The organism is Roseisolibacter agri, from assembly GCF_030159095.1.
Taxonomy (GTDB): Bacteria; Gemmatimonadota; Gemmatimonadetes; order Gemmatimonadales; family Gemmatimonadaceae; genus Roseisolibacter; species Roseisolibacter agri.
Map to the genome: position 1 here is coordinate 15,734 of NZ_BRXS01000003.1, position 22,133 is coordinate 37,866.

Genomic DNA, 22,133 nt, shown 5'->3' on the forward strand with positions numbered 1-22,133 from the left:
CGGAGGTCGTCATGCGCCGTCCCTCGCTGCTGCCAGCGCCCATCGTGGCGCTGCTCGTCGCCTGCGAGGGCGGCGCCCCCGCGGAATCGACGCGGCCGGTCGAGCCGGCAACGGTCCGCGTGACCGCCGTCGACACGCTCCGTCCCGGGCAGATCGCCAGCGTCCGCGGGTCCGGCCTCTCCGGCCTGCGCTCGCTCCGGCTCGACGGCGTGGACGCGATGGAGCTCGTCGTCCGCTCCGACAGCGTCGCCGAGTTCCGCGTGCCGTCCATGCGCGCGTGCGAGACCGACATGCGGGCGGTGAAGGTGTCGGCGGACGGCACCGCGCCGATCGGCGGCGTGGTGCGCGTCGCGCCGAGCGTGTCGCTGCGTGCGGGCGAGTCGCGCGTCCTCACGAGCGGCGAGCTGCAGTGCCTGCGCCTCGCGGCGGCCGACGAGGACTACGTGCTGAGCGCCGCCAACGTCGCGATCCCGACGGCGGAGGTGGAGTCCCCGCGGACGCTGGTCGCCGTCCGCGTCCTCGGCACCGGTGACGTCGCGTCGACGCTCGCCGCGTCCGACGCACCGTCTGCACACGATGCCGGCACGCTGGCGGAGCCCGCGATGGCCACAGCGCCCGCGGTGACCGCGCCGTCGGGCAGCTTCGCGCAGGCGCCCGTACCCTTCGACCCGCGCTACGCGACGGCGGTCGTCGGGGACACGCTGCGCTTCGTCGACTGGTTCTCCGGGGCACCGCAGCTCTGCCAGATGCCGGCGGAGTCGGTGCCGAGCTTCCGCGCGAGGGTCGTGGCCGTGTCGGGCGACGTCGCCGTCGTCGTCGACCTGCGGCATCCGTCCGCCGCGTCGTACCTCGACCCGGCGAAGCTCGGCTGGCTCCGCGAGGCGGCGGCGATGACGGATCGCCTGCTCCTGCCGACGATGCGCTCGCTCTTCGACGCCGACTACCGGCCGCCCGCCGGGGGCGGTGGCCGCTTCTACGTGCTGCTCGGCACGCTCCCGAACGCCACGGGCTTCGCCTACGACGGGCCGCTGGGGAGCGCGACGTTCACGAGCCAGACCAGCTGCCCGCGCTCCTCCGAGATGGTGGTCAGCACCGTCAGCGCCGATCGGCTGGCGATGCCGCAGAACCAGAGCGCGGGCTACGTGGCGGGGGTGTTCCTGCACGAGTACGCGCACAACGCCGACGCGCTGACCAGCCGCCGCGGGCGCATCGCCGGCATCCTGGGCGAGGGGCTGGCCACGCTCGCGCAGGAGACGGCGAGCCGCATCGCGTCGGGGCAGCCGCTCCGCGCGCGTCACGCGGGCGTCGGCAGCGACGCACCCGCGATCGCCGACGGCTCGCTCGGCATGTGGGGCACGCAGGCGGCGCTCGGGCCGTGGCAGAGCAACGGCCGCTACGGCGCCAACGCGCGCATGCTCCTCTTCCTGCGCGAGCTGGCGGGTGAGGCGTCGATCGATCACGGGCGCCGGCCGACGCTGTATCAGCGCCTCGTCCAGGCGCCGATCGACTGGAACGATCGGCCGGCGGTGATCGCCCACGTCACCGCGGTGCTCGGCATCGACTACGTCGACCTGATCGACCGGCAGGCGCTCGCGAGCGTCACCGCGGGGCTCATCGGGCCGGACGTCGTGCACGACCTGCCGCGCTACACCGCGTGGGATCACGCGGAGCGCGCACGCGTCGCGGGTCCACTGTCCGCCACCTTTCCCGGACGCGCCAGCCGCCGCGCCGGCGGTGAGCACACGCTCGCGGCCGCGGACGGCGGCCACGCCGCGCTGTACCTGATGGGCGACGGGCCGCGCGGGATCTCGATCGAGCTCGTGTCGATGGCGCCGACGGCGCGCATCGTTCGACTGACCCGGACGCGCTGACCATGCGACGCACACGAGCGTTGGTGATCGGCCTGTCGCTGGCCGCCGCGGTCGCGGCGTGCGACAGGGACCCGAGCGGAGCGCCGACCGCGCCGCCCGTCACTCCTCCGGTCACGCCTCCCACGCAAGCGGGGACGCCCATCACGGGCGTTGCCGTGCCGGGCATGGCGTCCTTCGAGCAGGCGCTCCCCGAGCTGATGAAGAAGTACGCCGTTCCCGGCGGCGCGGTCGCCGTGGTGCGCGACGGACGGCTGATCTACGCGCGCGGCTTCGGCTACGCCGACGTCGAGAGCAGGGCGCCGGTGCAGCCCGACGCGCTGTTCCGGATCGCCAGCGTGTCCAAGACGCTCACCAGCGCCGCCATCATGACGCTCGTCGAGGAGGGCAGGCTCCGTCTCGACGATCGCGTCGCGCCCTTCATCGCGCACCTCGCCCCCGCACCGGGAACGACCGTCGATCCGCGGTGGGAGCAGATCACCGTCCGGCACCTGCTGAACCACACCGGCGGCTGGGATCGTGGCAAGCCGAATGGCGGATTCGATCCGATCGATCGGCCAGGGATCGCCGCGGCCGCGGTCAACGCGCCCGCGCCGGCGTCGAGCGAGACGCTGATCCGCTACATGAAGGGGCTGCCGCTCGACTTCGATCCGGGCGCACGGTTCGCCTACTCGAACTTCGGCTACATCATCCTCGGCCGCGTGATCGAGCGCGTGAGCGGCATGCGGTACGAGGAGTACGTGCGCGCCCACGTGCTGCAGCCCGTGGGCGCCAATCGCACGCGACAGGGGAAGTCGCGCCTGCGCGACGCGCTCGCGGACGAGGTGAAGTACTACCGCCCCAACCTGGGCGTCGACGCGCCGCTGGTGCCGTCCGTCTTCCCGGGCGAGGGCCTGGTGCCGCTCAACTACGGCGGCTACTACATCGAAGCGGGGGATGCGAGCGGCGCCTGGGTCTCGTCGACCGTCGATCTCCTGCGATTCCTGACGCGCGTCGATGGCCGTGCCAGCCCGCCGGACATCCTCGGCCCGCAGGTCGTCGCGGAGATGACCGGCAGCGGCCCTGACCAGTGTGCCGGTGGCGCGTGCTACTACGCCTTCGGCTGGTGGGTGCGCCCAGCGCCGAGCGACGCGACCTGGTGGCATGGGGGAGACATGCCCGGCACGAAGGCGATGCTCGTGCGCTCGCAGAACGGCTTCGCGTGGGTCGCGCTGTTCAACACGGCCGCGCCGGGCAGCTTCATCACCGAGCTGGATGTCGCGCTCTGGAATGCGCTCGGGAGCATCACGTCGTTCCCGACGCACGATCTCTTCTCGACGTTCCGGTGACCTGGAGGCCGCATGCGGATCACGACGTCGATCTCCGCGTTCGTCATCGCTCTCGCCGCATCGGCGCTCGTCGCCGCGTGCGGGCAGGGCAGCCCTGGTGACCCGACCGCAGCCACGACCACGACGGCGACCGTCTCCGGCATCGTGAGGGCCGCCACCGGCGCCGTCATCGCGGGTGCCTCGGTGACGGTCGGCAGCGCGACCGCCACGACCGGCGCGGACGGACGCTTCGAGCTCCGGAACGTGCCGGTCGGCAGCGCGACGATCGCGATCAGCGCGCCGGGCTTCGACGCGCGGTCGGTGAGCGTCAGCCTGACCGAGGGCGCCAACGCGCACGACGTCGTGCTGACGCCGCGGACGCTCTTCACCCACCAGAGCACCGTCGCGTACCTGCCGCCGGGAATCGCCCAGTACCGGGCGGCGATCGTCTTCCTGCCTGGCCTGCGGGATCCGTCCACCGGCAATCCGCTGGATTCGCGCCGCATCGTCACCGGCGCGCCGGGCACGGGGCCGTGCCCCATCTGGTGCACGGCCTCCGAGCTGGAGACGGTGAAGCGGCGCTCGCTCGAGCTCGCGGGTGGCAACGTGGCGCTCGTCGGCACGACGACCCTGCTCGACCAGACCGCGGACTACGACAAGCTGCTGCAGGCCCTCTCGCAGGTCGGCGCGCAGAGCGGCCATCCGGAGCTCGCGAACGTCCCGATCCTCTTCGTCGGACACTCGCAGGGTGGCTGCACGGCGTACGGCTTCACCCGCGCGCACGCCGCCCGCGTGGCCGGCTTCGTCACCATGAAGGGCGGCTGTCACGCTCCCGGCCCTGCGGGCGCGGCGGCCGCCGTGCCGGGATTCTTCCTGATCGGACGCGTGGACGAGCCGCACCGAGTCGCGAACATCACGCCCGTGTTCGAGGCCGGCCGAGCGGCGGGGGCGCCATGGTCGCTCTCGACGGACGCCTTCGGGCATGGACCGATCGTCGACCTCGATCTGATGTTCGCCTGGATGGACGCGGTCCTCACGGCGCGGCTGCCCGCGACCGCGGGTGCGCCGCTCCGCGCGATGACGGAGACGGCCGGCTGGCTCGGCGACCGGTCGACCGGCGCGGTCGCGACGTATGGCTGCTACGGCGCCGCGCGCTCGGGGGCGAGCTGGCTGCCCTCTCGCGAGGCGGCGCTCGGCTGGCAGCGCATGGCGGGAGGAAACGTCGTCGTGAGCGCCTGCTGAACCGACGTGCGGCATTCCAGGGAGCACGTCTACCACGCACGCCGCGCGCGGACCGCCGCGATCGCCGCCCTGTGGGTCGCGGCCGCGGCGACGCCGGCGGCGGCGCAGCACGAGCATCACGGCGCTCCGGCCGACAGCGCGAAGTCGCTGGATGCGGTGACGGTGCGCGCGAAGCGCGTCGCGGTGGAGCTGCGGAGCGGCGCCACCATCGTGGACGTGCGCGCGTCCACCGCGGCGGGCGGCAGCATCGCGGACCTCCTGCGCACCGTGCCCGGCGTGGAGCTGGACGCGGACGGGCGCATCGCCATGCGCGGCAGCAGCAGCGTGCTCGTGCTGCAGAACGGGCGGCGCATCGCGCTGGCCGGTGACGCACTCGCCGCGTTCCTCCGCCAGATGCCGGCGTCGGCGCTGGAGCGGGTCGAGGCAGGCACCACCGCCTCCGCGCGGCAGGGCGCGGACGGCGCCGCCGGCGTCGTGAACCTGATCTTCCGAGACGACGCGGTGCGGCGCACGGGCATGCGCTCGCTCGCCACCTCGATGGCGACGGACGACCACTACATGGGCTCTGCCGCCGCCAGCGGCGACGTCGGCGACGTCGTGGGCTGGGACGTGACGTACGCGCTGTCCGGCATGCGGCCCCGCACCGACTCGAAGACGTCGCGCTGGAGCCTCGTGCCCGGGGACCTCCCGCTCCGGACGGAGCAGGACAGCCGCGCACGCGAGCGGCACCGCCTGCAGTCCGTGCTCGCGGGCGCTGCCGTCACGCCGACGGACAACGCGTCCGTGGCGCTGCGCGGCGCGTACTCGTGGATGGAGGGCGCGTCGCGCAGCCGCTCCGCGTTCGTCTACACGAACGCCGCGGGCAACATGGGGACGAGCGCGACCGGCAGCCTGCTGGAGCACGTGATCCCGTCGGGGGAGCTGAGCGCCGTCGCGAGCGTCGACATGGGAGCCGCGCGCCTCACGTCCGAAGCGCGCGCCAGCTTCGTGGACGAGACGCTGCGCGGCGCCTACGACGACGAGGATGCCGGCTACCGCTACATGAGCACCGTCATGACCGCGCGGCAGCGCGAGCGCGTGCTGCGGAACGACGTGGGCCTGCGTCTCTCGAAGATCGACCTGAGCGTCGGACAGGAGTCGCGGCTGCGCACGGTCACGGCCGCGCACGATGCGACCCACTTCGACGCGACGGCGTCGCAGGCCTACCGCCACCAGCTGGACGTGCATGCCGGCTACGTCACCGCGCAGCGTTCCGTCGGTGGCGTGCGGGCGGAGGCGGGGCTGCGCGTGGAGGCGGAGCGGACGCGCCTGCAGCTCGCAGCGGCCAGCGCGCGGAGCGCCGTGCGCCTCTTCCCCAGCGTGAGCGGCACATGGACCGACGCGCGTCGCGCGCTCCTGTACCGACTCGCGTACGGCCGCCGCATCGACCGGCCGGGCGCGGAGATGCTGAACCCGTTCTCCATGGGCGGGGACGACGCGAACGCGATCATCGGCAACCCGTCGCTGCGGCCGGAGGTCTCGGACCAGGTGGAGCTCGGCGTCGAGCGGCACCGTCCGCGCGCGACGCTGCAGCTGACGCCGTTCCTGCGCTGGACGCGGGACCCGATCCGCCAGCTCAAGGCGGCGACGGCGAGGGGCGGCGCGACGACCACGCTGGCGAACCTGACGCGCGCGCGCGCCGTGGGCGCCGACGGCAGCGTGCGCGCACGGCCGACGGACCGCACCGTCGTGACGCTCGCCGGCAGCGTCGCCCACATGGAGACGGCGGCCGACGCGTTCGGCAGCAGCGGCGCGTACGCGACGGCGCGGCTCACCATCGACGTCCGCGTGGCTGCCAGCACCACGGCGCAGCTCTACGCCTACCGGCGGAGCGCGCAGGCCATCGAGCAGGGCGCGATCCTGCCGACGTTCACCAGCGAGCTGGCGCTGACGCAGCGCCTCGCCGGCGACCGGGGGCGCGTGACGCTGCGGCTCAACGACCCGCTGCGCAGCGACCGCCTCGACTTCCGGATCGTCGACGCCGCGTTCACGCAGGAGAGTCGCCGGCGCACGGCGCGGCCGCTGCTGTCGCTGTTCGCGTCCTACGCGGTGGGTGGCGCGCCGCGCGAGGAGGCACCGGTCCGGACGGAGCGGCCCGCCCGGATCTTCTGATCCGTCGTGCGCCGCGATGCGCGCGTCAGCGACCGCTGTGCGCCGGATGCCGCACCGACGCGAGCCCGCGCAGGAACCCGGCCTCGCCCGCGCGCTGCACGACCGTCGCCAGCCGGTCGGCCCCGTTGAACCAGTTGGCCCGCACGGCGCGCTCCGCGAGGTCCGCGTGCCCCGTTTCGATGGCGGCGACGATCGCGTCGTGCTCCTCGAAGGTCGCCTCGAAGCCCGTCTCGTGGAGCCGGCCGTAGAAGTACTCGTACCGGTCCAGGTGCGGGCGCAGCCCGTCCAGCAGCAGGCGCAGGCGCGGCCCGGCGAGCCGGGCCCGCAGCACCTCGTGAAACGCGTGGTGCCGCTCGAACAGCCGGTCCCAGTCGGGCGCGCGCCGCGTCGCCTCGCGCCGGAAGGCCGCCTGCGCCCTCGCCAGCTCCGCCGACAGCGCGACCCGCGCGTCCGCGTCGCACTCCGCCACGTTGCGCACCATGACGCCCTCCAGCGCGCCCGCCGCGGCGTACAGCTCGCGCGCCTCGGCGGCCGTCATGGGGGCCACCGCGAGTCGCACCTTCGCGCCGTCGCTCGCCCCGGTCGGCACGAGCAGCCGCTCCTGCTGCAGGCGCCGCAGCGCCTCGCGGGCGGGGGTCCGACTGACCCGGAGCTCCGCGGCGACGTCCGCCTCGGTGACGCGCGTCCCCGGGAGCAGCCGGCCGCGCACGATCAGCGCGCGGACCTCGTCGTAGACCGCGAGCGAGACGGTCGCGGGAGCCGGTGGAGATGCCACGGTGCGCCGGAGGGGCATGCGGCTCGGGCCGAGGGGTGAGTGCTCGCCCGGAAGACTACCGACGCCGCTCGCGACCCGCCATCGTCAGCGCGGCGCGTCCGGCATGAGCCGCTGCAGCGACGCGACGCCCGTCGAGCGCACCGGCGCCTCGGCCGCCCCCTGCCACGGCACGGTGGGCCACCACCGCTCGGGCGCGCCGACCGTCGCCGGCTCCACCATCCCGCCCGGCCGCGGCGATGCCACGCGCACGCCCGCCTGCCGCGCGGCGACCAGCACGCGCTCCATCGGCTCCGTCCAGCCGTGCAGCGCGAGGTCGAACAGCCCCCAGTGCACCGGCAGCATGACGTCGCCGCGCACCAGCCGGTGCGCGAGCACCGCCTGCTCCGGCCCGAGGTGCACGTCGGCCCACATCGCGCTGTACGCGCCGCTCTCGATCATCGTCAGGTCGAACGGCCCGAGGCGCGCGCCGATGTCGTCGAACTCCTCGTGCAGCGCGGTGTCGCCGCTGTAGAAGACGCGATGCGTCGCGCCGGCGAACGCCCATCCCGCCCACAGCGTGCGGTTCCGATCGCCGAGCCCGCGTCCCGAGAAGTGGCGCGCGGGCGTGGCCGTGACGGTGATGCCCTCGACCTGCGCCGCGTCCCACCAGTCCAGCTCCGTCACGTCGTGCTCGGCCACGCCCCACGCGCGCAGGTGCGCGCCGACGCCGAGCGGGACGATCCAGCGGACGCCGCGCGCGACGAGCGCCCTCACCGTGGGCACGTCGAGGTGGTCGTAGTGGTCGTGCGAGATCACGACCGCGTCCACCGGCGGCAGCTCGGCCAGCGGCAGCGGCGGCGCGAAGAAGCGCTGCGGACCCATGAAGGTGAACGGCGACGCGCGCTCGCCCCACACCGGGTCGATGAGCACGCGCCGCCCGTCGATCTCCAGCAGCAGCGTCGAGTGGCCCAGCCACGTCACGCGCAGCCCGCTCGCCGGCGGGGTGCGGTAGTCGGCGGCCGAGCGCGCGAGCACCGGGACGGGCGCGTCGGGCGTGCGGTGCTCCGAGCCGCCGAACGCGAACGCGCCGAGCGCGCGCAGCATCGGTCCGTCGACGCGCGGCAGCCGGTTGTCGAAGCGGCCGTCGCGCCACTGCGGCGAGCGCTCGGCGCGCGCCAGCCGCGCGCCCTCGACGCGCCCGCCCATCGCCTCGCGCGCGGCGAGCCAGAGCGCGCCGCCGCCCGCGGCCAGCAGCGCCACGAGCGCGAGCGCGCTCCAGAGCAGCGCGCGCCACCAGCGGCGTGCTCGCGGTGGCGTCGCCTCCGCCACTTGAGCGCGATCGGTCGCGACGACCGTCACGCGCCGCCCGCCCGCTCGACGCGGTAGCGCAGCCAGAGCACGTCGTCGCCGCGGCGGTCGACGTGCGCGAGCGTGAGGCGGTGCGGCGCGACGCCGTCGCCCTCGATGTCGAACAGCGCCGGCGTCCCCACGCGCCCGTCCACGACCGGCGCGACGAGCAGGCTGATCTCGTCCACCAGCCCCGCGCGCAGCAGGCTGCCGTTGATGCCGCCGCCCCCTTCCAGCATCAGCGTCCGCACGCCGAGCCGCGCGCCGATCTTCTCGAGCGCGCGCGGGAGGTCGACGTCGTCGCGGCCCGCGAGCAGGTACGACACGCCGCGCGCACGCAGCGTCGCGAGGTAGTCGTCCGACACGCGCTCGGTGAGCACGGCGACGACGTGATCGCCGCCCGCGTCGCCCGACTCCCACACGAGCTTCCCGCGCGGATCGACCGCGATCGCGTACGAGTCATGCTCACCCGGCGCCACGAAGTCCTCGCGCGGCGGGCCGTCGTACGTGCGGGCGACGTCGGCGTCGGTGCGCGCGCCCGCCGCGAAGTGCTGCTCCATCGTGATGCGGCCGCAGAGCCAGCCGTCGGACCCGTAGGTCGCGTGCAGCTGCTCGTACTCGCGCCGCTCGTCGGCGGACAGCGGCCACTCCTCGGTGACGATGCGGCCGTCGAGGGACGCCATCATGTGGCAGATCACGCGCGGGCGGCCTTCACTCGTGGTCATGGGGATCCGTCTCCCGGGTCATCTCGATCATCGTCGGACGGAAGCCGACGCTCGCGTACAGGCGCTGCGCCTGCGCGTTCGCGGCGGCGGTGGACAGCACGACGCGTGGAGCGCCGCGCGCCGCCAGCGCCGCCAGCGCCGCGTCGAGCAGCTGCCGTCCGATGCCGTGGCGCCGCCGATCGGGCTCCACGATGATGTCGTGCAGCACGCCTGCCGGCCCGCGCAGCGCCATGTAGTCGTAGCCCTCCACCGCGCCGTACGCGTAGCCGATCACGTCGCCGCGGTCGTCGGCCACCAGCAGCACGACGTCCGGGTCGTCGAGCTGCCGCACGAGGAAAGCGGCGTAGTCCGCCGGCGTGCGATCGCGCGCCGGCAGGAAGCGCCGCGCGTCCAGCTCGTGGTGCGACTCGACCAGCAGCGCGCCCAGGCGGCCGAGCCGCGGCATGTCGGTGGCGACGGCCGGGCGGATCAGGACTCCTCCGGTCGGGTCGAGCGTGCGCTGCGGCATCCGTGTCTCCCGTCGGGTCGGGCGTGTCGTTCGCGCCGGTCGGCTCCGACCGGAGCGGCGGCGCGCGTGGGATGGAATCAATGGTGTGGGCCGCCGGCGATCTACTTGACGCCGCTGCGCAGGGCATGTAGTCCCACTGCACGATCCCCGGCGAGCTCGGAGGCGAGGAGGAGCGATGGAGGTGTTCGAGATCATCATCGCGCTGCTGCTCGGCGGCGCGGCGCTGGCCGCGCTCGCCCGGCGCATGGGCGCGCCCTACCCCGCCCTCGTCGCGCTCGCCGGCGCCGCCCTGGCGCTCGTGCCCGGCGTGCCGACGCTGGTGCTCGATCCCGAGCTGGCGCTCGCGCTGTTCGTGGCGCCCGTGCTGGTCGACGCCGCGTTCGACGCCTCGCCGCGCGACCTGCGCGCCAACTGGCGCCCGATCGCGAGCCTCGCGCTCGGCGCGGTGGTGCTCACCGTCGTCGTCGTCGCCGGCGTCGCGCGGCTGCTGGTGCCAGAGCTGCCCTGGGCCGCCGCGATCGCGCTCGGCGCCATCGTCGCGCCGCCGGACGCCGCGGCCGCCACGACGGTGCTCAAGGCGCTCCGCCCGCCCTACCGCCTCCTCACGATCCTGGAGGGCGAGAGCCTGTTCAACGACGCGAGCGCGCTGCTGATCTACCGCATGGCGGTCGGCGCGACGCTGGCCGGCGCGCTCTCCGGCTGGAGCGTCGTGCCCACCCTGCTCGTCGTCACGATCGGCAGCGTGGTGCTCGGGCTCGCGCTCTCCCGCGTGACGCTCTGGGTCAACGCGCGCATCCGCGACGTCGCGACCGCGATCGTCCTCCAGTTCTGCAGCACCTTCCTCGTCTGGATCCTGGCCGAGAACCTCCACCTCTCGGGGATCATCACGATGGTGGTGTACGCGATGGCGGCGTCGCGCCGCGCGCCGGACATCATGCCCGCGCGCATCCGCATCCCCGCGTGGGCGGTGTGGGAGGTCGCGGTGTTCGTGCTGAACGTGCTCGCGTTCATCCTCGTGGGCTTCCAGCTCAAGGCGATCACGGCACGCCTCACGGTGGCGACGGGCGTGCGCTACGCGGCCATCGCGGCGGCCGTCACGCTGGCGGTGATCGTCGCGCGCATCGTGTGGGTGAGCGGCGCGGCGGCGGTGAGTCGCTGGCTCTGCCGCCCGCGCGCCGACGGCACGCCGGCCCCGGAGAGCGCGGTCGCGCTCACGCCGCGCGCCGCCGCGGTCGTCGGCTGGTGCGGCATGCGCGGCACCGTGACGCTCGCCGCCGCGCTCGCGCTGCCGACCCGCTTCCCCTTCCGCGACCTGATCCTCACGACCGCGTTCGGCGTCACGCTGACGACGCTCGTCGTGCAGGGGCTGACGCTGCGTCCGCTGCTGCTGCGCCTGCGGCTGGAGGACGACGGCTCGGTCGAGCGCGAGATCCGGCTCGCGCGCGTCGAGACGCTGCGGGCGGCGCTGGACGCGACGGCGCCGTTCGCGCGCGGTGGCGGCGCCGCGGGGCTGGTGCGGGAGAGCTACGCCCTCCAGCTGCAGCACGCCGAGTCGGACGGGAGCGATGGCGCGCAGGAGGATCAGGCGGTCGTGCGCGCCACCGGTGAGGCGCAGCGGCATCGCCTGCTGGCGCTGCGCAGCGACGGCACCATCGGCGACGCGGCCTTCCAGCGCATCGAGGAGGAGCTCGACTGGATGGAGCTCGGCTGGGCGCAGGTGGTGCGCTCCGAGCACGCCGACGAGCGCTCGCGCGCCGACGCACCACGCTGACGCACCGCGCTGGCGCTCCACGGCACGCGCGTCTGCCAGGACGTCGTCAGGGACGCTCGGCAGGGTGGACCTGCGCCCGGGGCGCGTCCAGATTCGGGACGGCTCCACCCGTCCACGCCTCACCTCCGACGTCTCCCGTCATGCGACTCCCTTCCGTCGTCTCCGTCCTCGCGCTCGCGGCGACCGCCACCACGCTGCACGCGCAGGGTCCCATGCGCGTCGCGCCGAGCGGCCGCGCCACGACCGAGGTCGAGCTCACCTTCGTCGACAGCGCGGCGCGCGCGGCCGCGCAGCCCGCGAAGATCCGCATCGACTACGGCCAGCCGCACCTGCGCGGCCGCCGGCTGGGGACCGACAGCCTGGTGCCGTACGACAAGGTGTGGCGCACCGGCGCCAACGCGCCCACGACGCTGACGACCGACGTCGACCTCGTGATCGGCGGCGCGAACGTGCCGAAGGGCAGCTACATCCTGCAGACGATCCCGGGCCGCACGGGCTGGAAGCTGATGATCCAGCGGAACGGCGCGCAGTCGCAGGCCGCGCCCTCGACGGCGTTCGATCCCGCGATCGACGTCGCGCGCGTGGACCTGCGGCAGATGACGCTGCCCCTCGCGGTGGAGAGCCTAACCTTCTGGCTGATTCCGACGCTGCAGCCGGCCGGCCAGACCGGCGCGCCGCGCGGCGAGCTGCGACTGGCCTGGGGGACGATCGGCCTCGCCACCGACTGGTCGGTGCGCTGAGGGCGCGGCGCGTGACGCGCGCCGTCAGCGCGTCACGCGCACCCAGTCCACGTAGACGCGCGCGTCGCCGGCGCGGATCCGCCGCTCGGTGTCGGCGGGAAGCCCGAGCCGCGGCGCGCGCACGCCGTTGACGGCGGCCGGGTACTCGCCGCCGACGGCGAGGTTGAGGATCACGTACTTCGCGCTGTCGAGCGCCGCCGGCGCGCCGTGGCGCTCGATCTCCGCGCGCGACACGCCGTAGTACCGCCGGCCGTCGACGCGGAAGACGACGCTGTCCGCGGTCCAGGTGACCGCGTACTCGTGCCACGCGGTGGCGTCGCGCGACGGCGGCAGCGTGTCGCGGCGCACGAAGGGCGTGTTCCCGGAGTAGCCGGGGCCGTGCAGCGCGGCGTTGACCCACGACGAGTCGCCGACGTTCTCGATAATATATAAGAGGGTCGCGGCGTTTACCTTCGTTCAGATTTCCCTGTCTCCTGGGTGGGAACGGTTCCGGCGGCAGAACGCAGGGGAGTAGGGGTGTTTACCTTCCGCCGCGGCGGCCCTTTACCTCCGCTGGCCCTGCGTCTGGCGCCTCAAGCTGCTCCGCTCTTTACCTCTGACCGCGGCAGTGGCGGTGTTGTCGATGTACCTCCAGCCCCCGAAAGAGGGGCTTGACCCTGGAGCGCACTCCAGGGTGTACCATTCGTCATGCCCGCCTCCCGCCCCTCGCCGACCCGACGCTCACAGCGCCCCCCGGGGCTCGATGCGCCCGAGCCTGGGCCGCTTGCCGCGACGGCCGAGGTCCTCCGGATCGGCGATCTCGCCGCGCGTACCGGCGTGAGCGCGGATGCCCTCCGGTACTACGAGCGCCGCGGCCTCCTGCATCCGTCGGGGCGCCGGGCGAGCGGGTACCGCGAGTACCCGCCGGAGGCCGCCGGGGTCGTCCACTTCATCAAGCACGCGCAGGTGCTCGGCTTCACGCTCGGCGAGGTCGAGGAACTGCTGCGTCTCCGTGGCGGCGCCGGCCGGCGCGGTGCCGGGCTTGAGGTGCGCCAGGTGGCCGTCGAGAAGCTGCGCGACATCGACGAGAAACTCCGGATGCTCGCTGCCCTGCGCGGCGCGCTGGCCGACCTCGTCACCGAGTGCGATCAGACCTGCGGTGTGGACCCCGATGCGGCCGATGCGCTCCACTGCCCGATCATCGCCGCGCTGAACGCCCCCGACGGCGCCTTGGCCGACACGCCGCTGGCCTCGACAGAGGCGGGCCGCTGAACTCCCGCACGCTTCTCACGACAGGGACCGTCACGCTCATGCAGCTCGAGTACGTGATTCACGGCATGACCTGCCTGGACTGTTCGCGACACGTCACGACGGCACTCCAGCGCGTCGAGGGCGTCCAGGCGGCGCATGTCGATTACCGGGCCGGCCGCGGCCGGGTGGACCTGGCGCCGGGCGTCACGCCCACGCCGGCGCTTACCACCGCGCTCGTGGCCGCGGTCGAGCGGGCCGGCTATCGTGCTGAGCCGCTCGAGGCAGCGCCCACGGGCACGGCGGACGTGGCGCCGGCCGGCGCGGCCACCGGCGGCTACGGGGGGCGCGAGCCGGCCCTCGCGACGGCCCCCGCCCCCGCCGCGCCGGGCGCCGGGCGCTCGGGCACCCCGTCGTTCGCGGGCGAGGCGCCCGTGGCCGCGCCGGCGCGCCGCCGAGCGCTCCCGCAGGCCGGCGGCACGCCCGACGGCGACGGCGGGAGGCCTGGCGCCGACTTCGACGTGCTGATCATCGGCACCGGCGGCGCCGGCGTGGCCGCGGCGATCCAGGCCGCCGGCACGGGCGCGAAGGTCGCCATCGTGGAAGCCGGCACGCTCGGCGGCACCTGCGTGAACGTCGGCTGCATCCCCTCGAAGACGCTCATCGAGGCCGCCGCGCACGTCCACGCCGCCCGGCGCGGCTTCCCAGGCGTGACCCCCTGCGAGCCGGTCGTCGACTGGCGCGAGGTGGTCCGCCAGAAGGACGCGCTCGTGGGTGAGCTGCGCGAGGCCAAGTACGCCGACGTGCTGGCGAGCTACCCCGGTGTGGCGCGGCTCGAGGGCCGCGCGCGGCTCCTGGCGAGTCCCGAGAGCGGCGCCGCCGACGGCGTGGTGCGCGTGCGGGTGGGCGGCGCGGTCGGCGACGAGAGCGGTGACGGAGCGGCGGCGCGCGAGCACCGCGCCCGCAAGGTGATCGTCGCCACCGGGTCGGCCGCCGCCCTGCCGCCGATCCCGGGCATCGAGGCCGTCGACGCCCTCACCAGCACGACCGCGATGGAGCTCGAGGCGCTGCCTGCGTCCATGATCGTGCTCGGCGGCGGGCCGGTGGGCGTGGAGCTCGGGCAGGTGTTCGCCCGCTTCGGCGTGAAGGTCGTGATCGTCCAGCGCGGGGCGCACCTCCTCCCGGGCGAGGACCCGGAGATCGCCGACCTGCTCCGCGAGGCCCTCGAGGCGGAAGGGATCGAGGTGCACACCGGCACGGCCGCCGTGCGCGCGGAGCGGGACGGCGGCGAGGTCGTGCTGCACGTGCGGCAGGGGAGCCTGGAGGGGCAGCTCCGCGCCGAGCGGGTGCTCGTCGCTACGGGGCGGCGGCCGAACACGTCGGACCTCGGCCTGGAGGACGTCGGCGTGGCGCTGACGCCGAAGGGGTTCGTCCAGGTGGACGCCACGATGCGGACCGCGAACCCGAACGTGTACGCCGCGGGCGACGTGACCGGCGGGCCGGGCTACGTGTACGTGGCCGCCGCCGGGGGCCGCGCGGCCGCGGAGAACGCCCTCAAGGCGCTGCACGCCACCGGCACCGCCAGCGACGACCCGCGCGAGCTCGACCTCACGGCCGTGCCGAACGTGACCTTCACGGCGCCGCAGGTCGGCTCCGTCGGGCTCACCGAGGCCGCGGCGCGGGCGGCGGGGTACCACGTCGACGTCGCCGCGCTGGACATGGCCGACGTGCCGCGCGCCCTCGTCAGCTACGACCGGCGCGGGCTCGTGAAGCTGGTGACGGAGTCGGGCTCCGGCCGCATCCTCGGCGTGCACGCGGTGGCCCCGAACGCCGGGGAGTTCATGGGTGAGGCGACCGTCGCGCTTCGCTTCGGCCTGACCGCGAAGGATCTGAGCGGCACGCTGCACCCGTACCTGACGTGGGTCGAGAGCCTGAAGCTGGTCGCGCAGGGCGGCTCCTCGGGCGTCCAGAAGCTGAGCTGCTGCGCGTGACCACGCGCCGTACACGCCCTATCCCACGCGGATGACCATGACCCCTGGTGACCTGATGGACCGCACGGCCGACCGTACGACTGCCCCGACCGACGCGGGCACCCGCTCCACCGCGCGGCGCGGCCTCGCGGCCGCAGCGGGCGCCATCGGCGCCGCCTTCCTCGCCTCGCTCTGCTGCGTCGGGCCGCTCGCGTTCGTCGCCTTCGGTGTCGGCGCCGGGTTCGCGAGCACCTTCGAGCCGCTCCGGCCGGTGTTCACGTTCCTCACGGTGGCGCTCCTCGCGGTCGGCTTCTACGTCGTCTACGGGAAGAAGCCCGCGGCGGCGGACGTGGCGACAGGCGCGGCATGCGCGCCCGACGGGACGTGCGCCGTCCCTCGGACTCCCCGGGACCGCACGCGCGACAAGGTCCTGCTGTGGATCGCCGCCGTCGTCGCGCTCGTGTTCCTGACGTTCCCGCGCTGGTCCCTGCTCCTCGTCTGAGGAAGCGCCTTCGCTGCGCCTTTGCAGCGCCGGGGCGGCGCCGACGCGCTGGCCGACCGACGATCCTGACTGATCTCCCACGCTTGCTACCGGTGCTCTCGATGAACAAGTCGCTCGCTACCTTCGGTCTCCTCGCCGTCGCCGGCGCGCTCTCCCTCTGTGACCTCTGTGGGCCGGGGGCGCAGTCCGCGGCCGCTCCGGGCGGCCTCGTGTCGGTCGCGTACGCCATGCCCGTGCCCGGTCCGTCGCTGCAGGCGCCCGCGCAGGCACGCGCCCAGGCGCCCGCCCAGGTGGCCGCGCCCAAGACGGTGACGCTCGCGGTGAAGGGCATGACGTGTGGCGGATGCGTCCTGAGCACCCGCAAGGTCCTCACGCGCCTCCCGGGGGTCGCCAAGGCGGACGTGAGCTACGAGAAGGGGACGGCGGTCGTGACCTACGACCCGCGGAAGGTGACGGTCGAGCAGATGGTCGCCGCGATCAAGACGCTCGGCTACACGGCGACGCCGGCCGCAGGCTGACGACCGTGCCCACGCGACGAACGCTCGGCCTCATCGGCGTTGCCCTCACCTGCCCGTGCCACGCGGTGCCGCTCCTGCTCCTGGTGGGTGGCGGCGGCACCGCCGTGGTGCTGCAGCATCTCGGGCTCGTGATCGGCGTCCTGACCGGGTTGTTCCTCGTTTCGCTGTGGCTCCTGCTTCGGCCGTCGCGCGACACGGCGGTCCCCGTCAACGCCGTGGGGGGTGCGAGTCGCGACCGGAGCACCCCGTGAGGCGGCGATGCGCCGTCGGGCCGCGGGTGCCGGTGGCCGCGAAGTAGGCTCGTGGCCGCCCGCACGGTCGGACGTGTGGCGAGAGCCCTGCTGGGCATCGCCGGCGGGCTAACCGCCGCCGTCGGGATGCTGCACCTCGCGGTAGCGGCCGTGCAGTACAACGCGCTCTCCTTCGACGCGCTCTGGTTCGCCGGGAGCGGCCTCGCGGTCGTGCTGATCGGCGTCCTAACGCTGCTCCTGCGCTCGGCCCCGGCGTTCTCGGAGCTGCGCCTGGCGGCGTTCGGCGCGAACGTCGCCGGCCTCGCGCTGGCCATGGCGTTCGGGGCGCTGACGCGGTGGCGCGAGCCGCAGGGGCCGGTGCTCGTCACGCTCTTCCTCGCCGGGGCCGCGGGCGCGATCATGCACCGCGGCGCGATGCGCGCCCCCTGACGAACCTGCGAGCCCCGGAGCGAGGACCGATCCCGATGGCGGCTAGCGCCGCAGCACCGACCGGCGAGCGGACCGTCCGCCTGCGCATCCGCCTCGCGGACCTGCCGCCCCGCGCGTGCGCCGGCTACACGGAGATCGAGGGCGGCCTCCAGCGGAAGGACGAGGTGCTCCCCGGCGAGGTCGGCCCGGACGGGCTGCCGTACTTCGCGTGTGACTTGCGCGCGCGGCTCGACGCCGCGACCGGCGCGCCGGTCTTCCTCGGGCCGTTCGCCTTCGGTCCGCCGGCCGGCCGCTTCCTTTACGTGAGCTGGAGCGCGGTGCAGCCGTCCGACCCGGGTGCGGGGCGCGCCATGTTCCGCCGGGCGAAGGTGCCCTTGGCGGCGATCACGTGGGTGCAGGTGGAGGAGGCGGCAGGCCAGCCAAACGTCGTGCTCGAAGCGACGGTGCCAGGCGTCGCGCGCGACGGCGGCCCGGTGTGCGCGACCGTGCCCCCCCGGGGCGGCTGGCGTATCGCGGTGGTCTGACCACGCTTCCGCCGCCGCCCACGTCAGCGCGCGCTGCCGCGACGGCCGCTTACCTGCTCCCGATCCCCGAGCCGCGACGGGGAGAGCGCGTCGCCGGCGGCTCCTGCGGTACGACCTGCGACGACCTGCGCCCGCCACCCGCGCGGTGCCCGGCCGGACGTCCCCCACGTGGCCCGGCGGGCGCACGGTGCACCCGAACCGGCCGTGTGGCCGGGCTAGAGCTGCTGCCAGCTCGCGCGTCCGCTAGAGCGCCAGCGGCAGCGTGTCGTTCCAGCGCGGCAGCGCCGCGTTCAGGTGCCCCTCGAAGGTCGCCCAGTCCGGCGAGATCTTCATCAGCGTCACGACCGACGCGAGGTGCTCGCGCAGCTTCGGGTGCCCCACGTCCTCGGTGAGGTGCTGGAAGAGCTTGTGCTTGGGCCGGCCGGTCGCCGTGCGCGGCGTCAGCCGCTTCAACTCGGCCTTCACGCCGGGGGCGATGCGGTCGTACACGATGTTGTTCGTGAGCGTGCCGAAGTACGGCGGCAGCTTCATGCTCGTCGGCGGGTACGCGACGCCGCGGAGCCGGCAGAGCTGCTCGTAGAACTCGGCAGGGAAGGTCCGCACCCACTTCCGCAGTTCGCTCTGCACGAAGGCCTCGAGGATCTTCGCGAGCGCGTCGCGGGACCGGACCTTCTCGAAGCCGGTGGCAGCGTCGACCAAGGCGATGATGCCCACGGTCGCCAAGCCGCGCATGAGGATGTCGGCCTGCAGCGCGATGTGGCGCTGCTGCGGCTTGAGCGCGTTCGCGTCGCGCGCCTTGAGGTACACCTCGCAGATGTCGGGCAGCACCTCGGCGCGGTAGCCGCTCGCGATGGCGCCCTGGCGGGTTCTGAACTTGATCGGCTGGCTCTTCTTGAGCAGCTCCTCGGAGATGAAGGGCTTGAGCGACTCGCCCTGGAGAACCGGCGGGATCGGCTCTTCGCCCTCGACGTTGCGCACGTTCGCCTTGCGGTGGCGGCCCAGCGCCTCGAGGAGCTCCGCCTGGGTGAGCACGCGCGTCCCATCACCGAGGACGGCGCACTCGATCTCGATCCCGCCGATGCGGAGGGTACCAGGGTACTCGGCGACGGGGAGGTCCCTCCCCCAGCGCTCCCCGGCGCCGAGGGCCGCGATCTCCTTTCGCCGCCGCGCCGGCAGGCGCTCCGCGCGCGCTTTCCCGCCCTTGGACTGCGGGACCGTGCCGTTCGCGTTCAGGTCTTCGGACACTCGGGCCTCCTCGATGGTGTGCCTGCCGGCCAGCCGCGCTCCTCTTCGAGCGCACAGCAAGCATAGCTCCTCTTCGAGTGCAGAGCAAGCATGCTGACGGGGCGAGGTGCTCCGCCGTCGTGCGGGCTGCGCCCGCACGCTAGCGCCGGCGGCATGGGGGCGAGCGCCACGGCCGCCCTCCGGGTTACCGGCCCACCGCGGGTAGGCTGCCGCGGAGGAGTGGCACGGCGGGGCCTCGCGCGCGGCCGCAGGGCCCCTGCGAGGCCACGGAGACCTCCCAGGGCCAACATCTTCTCGTCGGAGGGGCCAGGCACGGCCAGCGCAGCTATGAGGAGCCCCTGGGGCCAGCCTCGTCGAGCGTGAGCTGCGGGTCGAGCGCGCGGCCGGGACCGAGGCCGGCCGCCTCCCGGGCAGCCGCGTGCGCGAGATCCTCGCGCCGACCAATCTCGCGCACTAGCGGCCGGAGGCCCGTGGCCTCGCGGTAGACCTGGCCGAGCGTCAGATCGAGGTCGTGCAGCGCGAGGGCCGCCATCGCCGCGCGAGGCGTCCCGCCGTGCCGGCTAAGCCACTCGCGCATGAGCCGCGCGAGCTCACCGACTCGCTCCTCCGCTCGCCCCGCCAGCGCCGCGTCGGACATGCTGGCGTCCGCAAAGGGCGAGGCGCCCGCGGCCCCGCGCGCGGCACCCTCCTCGTCTAAGCCGGCGCGCCTCAGCTCCAGCTTCTTGATCTTCGCGACGATGCCTGCGTAGTCCTCGTCCGTGGTGTTCGAGAGGTGCCCGCGGCTGACGCCGGTCCGCTTCCGGATGGCCTCGTAGCTGAGCGAGAGGGTCGGATCGGCCTCGCACAGCGCGAGGTCGTCGAGGAGCGCCTTCAGGATGCGGGGCTTCTCGCGCTCGGCCTTCCGGCCCGGCTTCCCTCGCTCGCGCGTCTCGCTGGTCGTCATGTGCCGGTCACGGTGCGGGGTGGGGCGCCGGCCGCCCGGCGGCGCGCGCCAGGAGTTCCGGGAGCATCGTCTGGCGGTCCGCCGCGCCCGTCTGCGCCAGCGACGCCGACACTGCCTCCTCGGTGCCGACGAGGACGAATCGGTTCTGAGCCCGGGTTAGCGCGGTGTAGAGCACGCGCGGGTCGAGCAACCGCCGGTGCGCCAGATGGTGGTACGCCATCAGCACGTACGGGTACTCGCTTCCCTGGGAGCGGTGCACCGTGATAGCCCAGGCGAGGCGCGTCATCAGGCACTGCACCCCGCGGAGCACCACCTCGCGGTCGTCCACGCGCACGAGCATGTCGCGGCCGCCCCCGTCCACGGCGAGCACCTCCCCCTGCTCGCCGTTGAAGACCGGCGTGGGGAGCTCGTAGATGTTGCGCGTGATGACGATGCGGTCGCCGACGCGTGCCCGCGTGCCGCCGCCCACCAGCGGTCCGGGCTCGCCGCGCGGGTTCAGGTGATCCTGCAGGAGGCGGTTCAGGGCGTCGACGCCGAGGGGCCCGGGGCGCACGGGGACCAGCACCTGGGCGTCGCTCCGCACCTTCACGCCGGTGGCTTCTAGGCGCGCGAGCTCCGAGAGGAGCGCGTCGCGCGTGGCCACTGCAGCTCGCTCGTCCTCGGGGACGGGTATGAAGCCGAAGTCGTCGGCGTCGGACAGGTCGAGCGGCTGCCCGGCCAGGAGACAGCGCGCGTTCGTGTGGATGCGACTCTCCGCGCTCATGCGGAAGACGTCCGTCAGCCTCGCGACCGGCACGCGACCCGACCGCACCAGGTCCAGCAGCACCTGGCCCGCACCGACGCTCGGGAGCTGGTCGGCGTCCCCGCACCAGACCAGGCGCGTCTGCGAGAGGTCTAGGGTACCCAGCAGGGCCGCCGCAGTCTCCGCGTCGCACATGGAGCTCTCGTCGACGACGACGACCCCGGGCCGCTCGCCTCCGCCGGCGCGGCGGTGGGACGCGATGAAGCGGTGCACCGTGCCCGCATTCGGGTCGCCGGTGACCTTCTTCGCCCGCGAGGCCGCCTTCCCAGTCGGCGCCAGGACGCGCACCGGCAGGCCGAGCACATGGCACCCCTCGACCACCGCGCGGAGCGTCGTGGTCTTCCCGCACCCCGGCCCGCCCGTGAGCACGCTCACGTGGCTGCCGAGCACGAGGCGCACGGCGCCTCGCTGCACAGAGGTGAGTCGCGTCTGTGCGAGCATGGCGTCGAGCGCGGCGCGCTGCGCGCTCGTGAGCTCGGCGGGCGTGTCCAGCATCCGGGCGACGCCCTCGGCTATCCGCCACTCGGTCGCGCGGTGCGCTGGGCGCGCCACCCGCTCGCCCACGCGCACCAGGACCCCACCCTCGGCGAGCGCATGCACGGCCGCCTCCAGGCGCTCGACCGGCACGGGCTTCACCAGCCCCGCCGCCGCCTGGGCGACTGCGGCGGGGGGCACCGCGGTGTGGCCTTGCTCGTACGCCTTCTGCAGTGCCGCGTCGCACGCCGCGTTGAGGCGCGCAGGGTCGTCGTTGGCCGCCCCGAGGGCCCGCGCGATCTTGTCCGCCGTCTCCCAGGCGACGCCGGGCACGTCGAGCAGGCGGTAGGGCTGTCGGAGTGTCACCACCTCCGCCGCCTCCGACGTGCGGAAGTAGCGGGTGATGAGGCACACCGTGCGGCGCTCCACACCCACCTCGTGCAGCCGCCGGGCGAGCGCGTCGGTCACCGTCTCGCGTCGCACCTCCGCCGCCCACGCTTCGACCTCCAGGCGTAGCGCGATGCCCCGCCCCCCCGGAACGAGAGATTGCACGAGCGCTGGATCGCGCTTGAGCCGTGCGAGACAGTCGCTCCCGAGTGCTACGGCGATGCGCTTGGCGGTGACGCCACGCTCCAGGCCCGCGATGTTGGCCTTGAGGTAGCGCACGACACCTGCGGCCTCGCTCGGGAGTGTGACCTGCGCGGTGACGACGGTGAGCTGAGGACCGTACGCGCTGTCCGGCTGCCAATAGCCGCCGAACCGCACCTCGGTGTTCGGGTGCATGGTCGGCAGACCGACGCCGTAGAAGCTGACCTCTTGACCCGTTCGTGCACAC

At 74.3% G+C, this 22,133-nt stretch carries 21 protein-coding genes; 13 read left to right on the top strand and 8 right to left on the bottom strand.

The annotated features are described in order from the left end of the window. Positions 1–11 precede the first annotated feature (11 nt). The 4 genes from rosag_RS08790 to rosag_RS08805 all read left to right on the top strand — a co-directional run bounded on the left by rosag_RS08790 (position 12) and on the right by rosag_RS08805 (position 6,568). Positions 12–1,871, top strand: a complete 1,860-nt coding sequence (locus rosag_RS08790; protein WP_284349712.1) for a hypothetical protein — start codon at positions 12–14, stop codon at positions 1,869–1,871. Positions 1,872–2,035: 164 nt separating this feature from the next. Further along, a complete protein-coding gene (locus rosag_RS08795) occupies positions 2,036–3,196 on the top strand; it encodes a serine hydrolase domain-containing protein (protein WP_284349713.1) in 1,161 nt (386 codons plus the stop codon). Positions 3,197–3,208: 12 nt separating this feature from the next. Next, on the top strand, positions 3,209–4,417 hold the full coding sequence (locus rosag_RS08800; RefSeq protein WP_284349714.1) for a carboxypeptidase-like regulatory domain-containing protein: 1,209 nt from the start codon (positions 3,209–3,211) through the stop codon (positions 4,415–4,417). Positions 4,418–4,423: 6 nt separating this feature from the next. Continuing rightward, positions 4,424–6,568, top strand: a complete 2,145-nt coding sequence (locus tag rosag_RS08805) for a TonB-dependent receptor plug domain-containing protein (protein WP_284349715.1) — start codon at positions 4,424–4,426, stop codon at positions 6,566–6,568. Positions 6,569–6,593: 25 nt separating this feature from the next. Here the strand turns inward: rosag_RS08805 and rosag_RS08810 are convergent, their stop codons facing one another. From rosag_RS08810 to rosag_RS08825, 4 genes are all read right to left on the bottom strand, one after another. Beyond that, complete coding sequence (locus rosag_RS08810; protein WP_284349716.1) at positions 6,594–7,361, bottom strand: GntR family transcriptional regulator; 768 nt, start codon at positions 7,359–7,361, stop codon at positions 6,594–6,596. A 66-nt stretch (positions 7,362–7,427) separates the two neighbouring features. After that, entirely contained in the window at positions 7,428–8,651 is a 1,224-nt protein-coding gene (locus rosag_RS08815; protein WP_284349717.1) for an MBL fold metallo-hydrolase, read from the bottom strand. A 26-nt stretch (positions 8,652–8,677) separates the two neighbouring features. Beyond that, positions 8,678–9,394 carry a RibD family protein gene (locus rosag_RS08820; protein ID WP_284349718.1) on the bottom strand — a complete coding sequence of 239 codons (717 nt, stop codon included), beginning with the start codon at positions 9,392–9,394 and terminating at the stop codon, positions 8,678–8,680. Continuing rightward, positions 9,381–9,902 (bottom strand): GNAT family N-acetyltransferase, encoded by a 522-nt coding sequence (locus tag rosag_RS08825; RefSeq protein WP_284349719.1) that lies wholly within the window; start codon positions 9,900–9,902, stop codon positions 9,381–9,383. The genes rosag_RS08820 and rosag_RS08825 overlap by 14 nt, the downstream gene beginning before the upstream one ends. Before the next feature lie 175 nt (positions 9,903–10,077). On the opposite strand from rosag_RS08825, the gene rosag_RS08830 reads away from it, so the two are divergent. Further along, the gene (locus rosag_RS08830; protein WP_284349720.1) at positions 10,078–11,673 is read left to right on the top strand and encodes a cation:proton antiporter; all 1,596 of its coding nucleotides are present in this window, start codon (positions 10,078–10,080) and stop codon (positions 11,671–11,673) included. Between the two features lie 140 nt (positions 11,674–11,813). Further along, positions 11,814–12,413: a DUF2911 domain-containing protein gene (locus rosag_RS08835; protein ID WP_284349721.1), complete on the top strand. Its 600-nt coding sequence runs from the start codon at positions 11,814–11,816 to the stop codon at positions 12,411–12,413. 24 nt (positions 12,414–12,437) lie between these two features. Here the strand turns inward: rosag_RS08835 and rosag_RS08840 are convergent, their stop codons facing one another. Further along, positions 12,438–12,839, bottom strand: coding sequence for a glycoside hydrolase family 16 protein (locus tag rosag_RS08840; RefSeq protein ID WP_309298178.1), 402 nt, complete (start codon positions 12,837–12,839; stop codon positions 12,438–12,440). A 261-nt stretch (positions 12,840–13,100) separates the two neighbouring features. Between rosag_RS08840 and rosag_RS08845 the strand changes: the two genes are divergently transcribed. From rosag_RS08845 to rosag_RS08875, 7 genes are all read left to right on the top strand, one after another. Then, the gene (locus rosag_RS08845) at positions 13,101–13,664 is read left to right on the top strand and encodes a MerR family transcriptional regulator (RefSeq protein ID WP_284349722.1); all 564 of its coding nucleotides are present in this window, start codon (positions 13,101–13,103) and stop codon (positions 13,662–13,664) included. Positions 13,665–13,702: 38 nt separating this feature from the next. Then, positions 13,703–15,631 carry a mercury(II) reductase gene (gene merA, locus rosag_RS08850; protein ID WP_284349723.1) on the top strand — a complete coding sequence of 643 codons (1,929 nt, stop codon included), beginning with the start codon at positions 13,703–13,705 and terminating at the stop codon, positions 15,629–15,631. A gap of 37 nt (positions 15,632–15,668) precedes the next feature. Further along, positions 15,669–16,112 (top strand): mercuric transporter MerT family protein, encoded by a 444-nt coding sequence (locus rosag_RS08855; RefSeq protein WP_284349724.1) that lies wholly within the window; start codon positions 15,669–15,671, stop codon positions 16,110–16,112. 101 nt (positions 16,113–16,213) lie between these two features. Then, the gene (locus tag rosag_RS08860) at positions 16,214–16,630 is read left to right on the top strand and encodes a heavy-metal-associated domain-containing protein (RefSeq protein ID WP_284349725.1); all 417 of its coding nucleotides are present in this window, start codon (positions 16,214–16,216) and stop codon (positions 16,628–16,630) included. A 5-nt stretch (positions 16,631–16,635) separates the two neighbouring features. After that, entirely contained in the window at positions 16,636–16,881 is a 246-nt protein-coding gene (locus tag rosag_RS08865) for a hypothetical protein (RefSeq protein ID WP_284349726.1), read from the top strand. Positions 16,882–16,956: 75 nt separating this feature from the next. After that, positions 16,957–17,310 (top strand): hypothetical protein, encoded by a 354-nt coding sequence (locus rosag_RS08870; RefSeq protein ID WP_284349727.1) that lies wholly within the window; start codon positions 16,957–16,959, stop codon positions 17,308–17,310. A 35-nt stretch (positions 17,311–17,345) separates the two neighbouring features. Continuing rightward, positions 17,346–17,834 (top strand): DUF5990 family protein, encoded by a 489-nt coding sequence (locus rosag_RS08875; RefSeq protein ID WP_284349728.1) that lies wholly within the window; start codon positions 17,346–17,348, stop codon positions 17,832–17,834. 243 nt (positions 17,835–18,077) lie between these two features. Here the strand turns inward: rosag_RS08875 and rosag_RS08880 are convergent, their stop codons facing one another. The 3 genes from rosag_RS08880 to rosag_RS08890 all read right to left on the bottom strand — a co-directional run bounded on the left by rosag_RS08880 (position 18,078) and on the right by rosag_RS08890 (position 22,081). Beyond that, entirely contained in the window at positions 18,078–19,079 is a 1,002-nt protein-coding gene (locus rosag_RS08880; RefSeq protein WP_284349729.1) for a P63C domain-containing protein, read from the bottom strand. 325 nt (positions 19,080–19,404) lie between these two features. Beyond that, positions 19,405–20,022 carry a hypothetical protein gene (locus rosag_RS08885; RefSeq protein ID WP_284349731.1) on the bottom strand — a complete coding sequence of 206 codons (618 nt, stop codon included), beginning with the start codon at positions 20,020–20,022 and terminating at the stop codon, positions 19,405–19,407. A 7-nt stretch (positions 20,023–20,029) separates the two neighbouring features. Further along, positions 20,030–22,081: an AAA family ATPase gene (locus tag rosag_RS08890; protein ID WP_284349732.1), complete on the bottom strand. Its 2,052-nt coding sequence runs from the start codon at positions 22,079–22,081 to the stop codon at positions 20,030–20,032. Between the last annotated feature and the right edge of the window lie 52 nt (positions 22,082–22,133).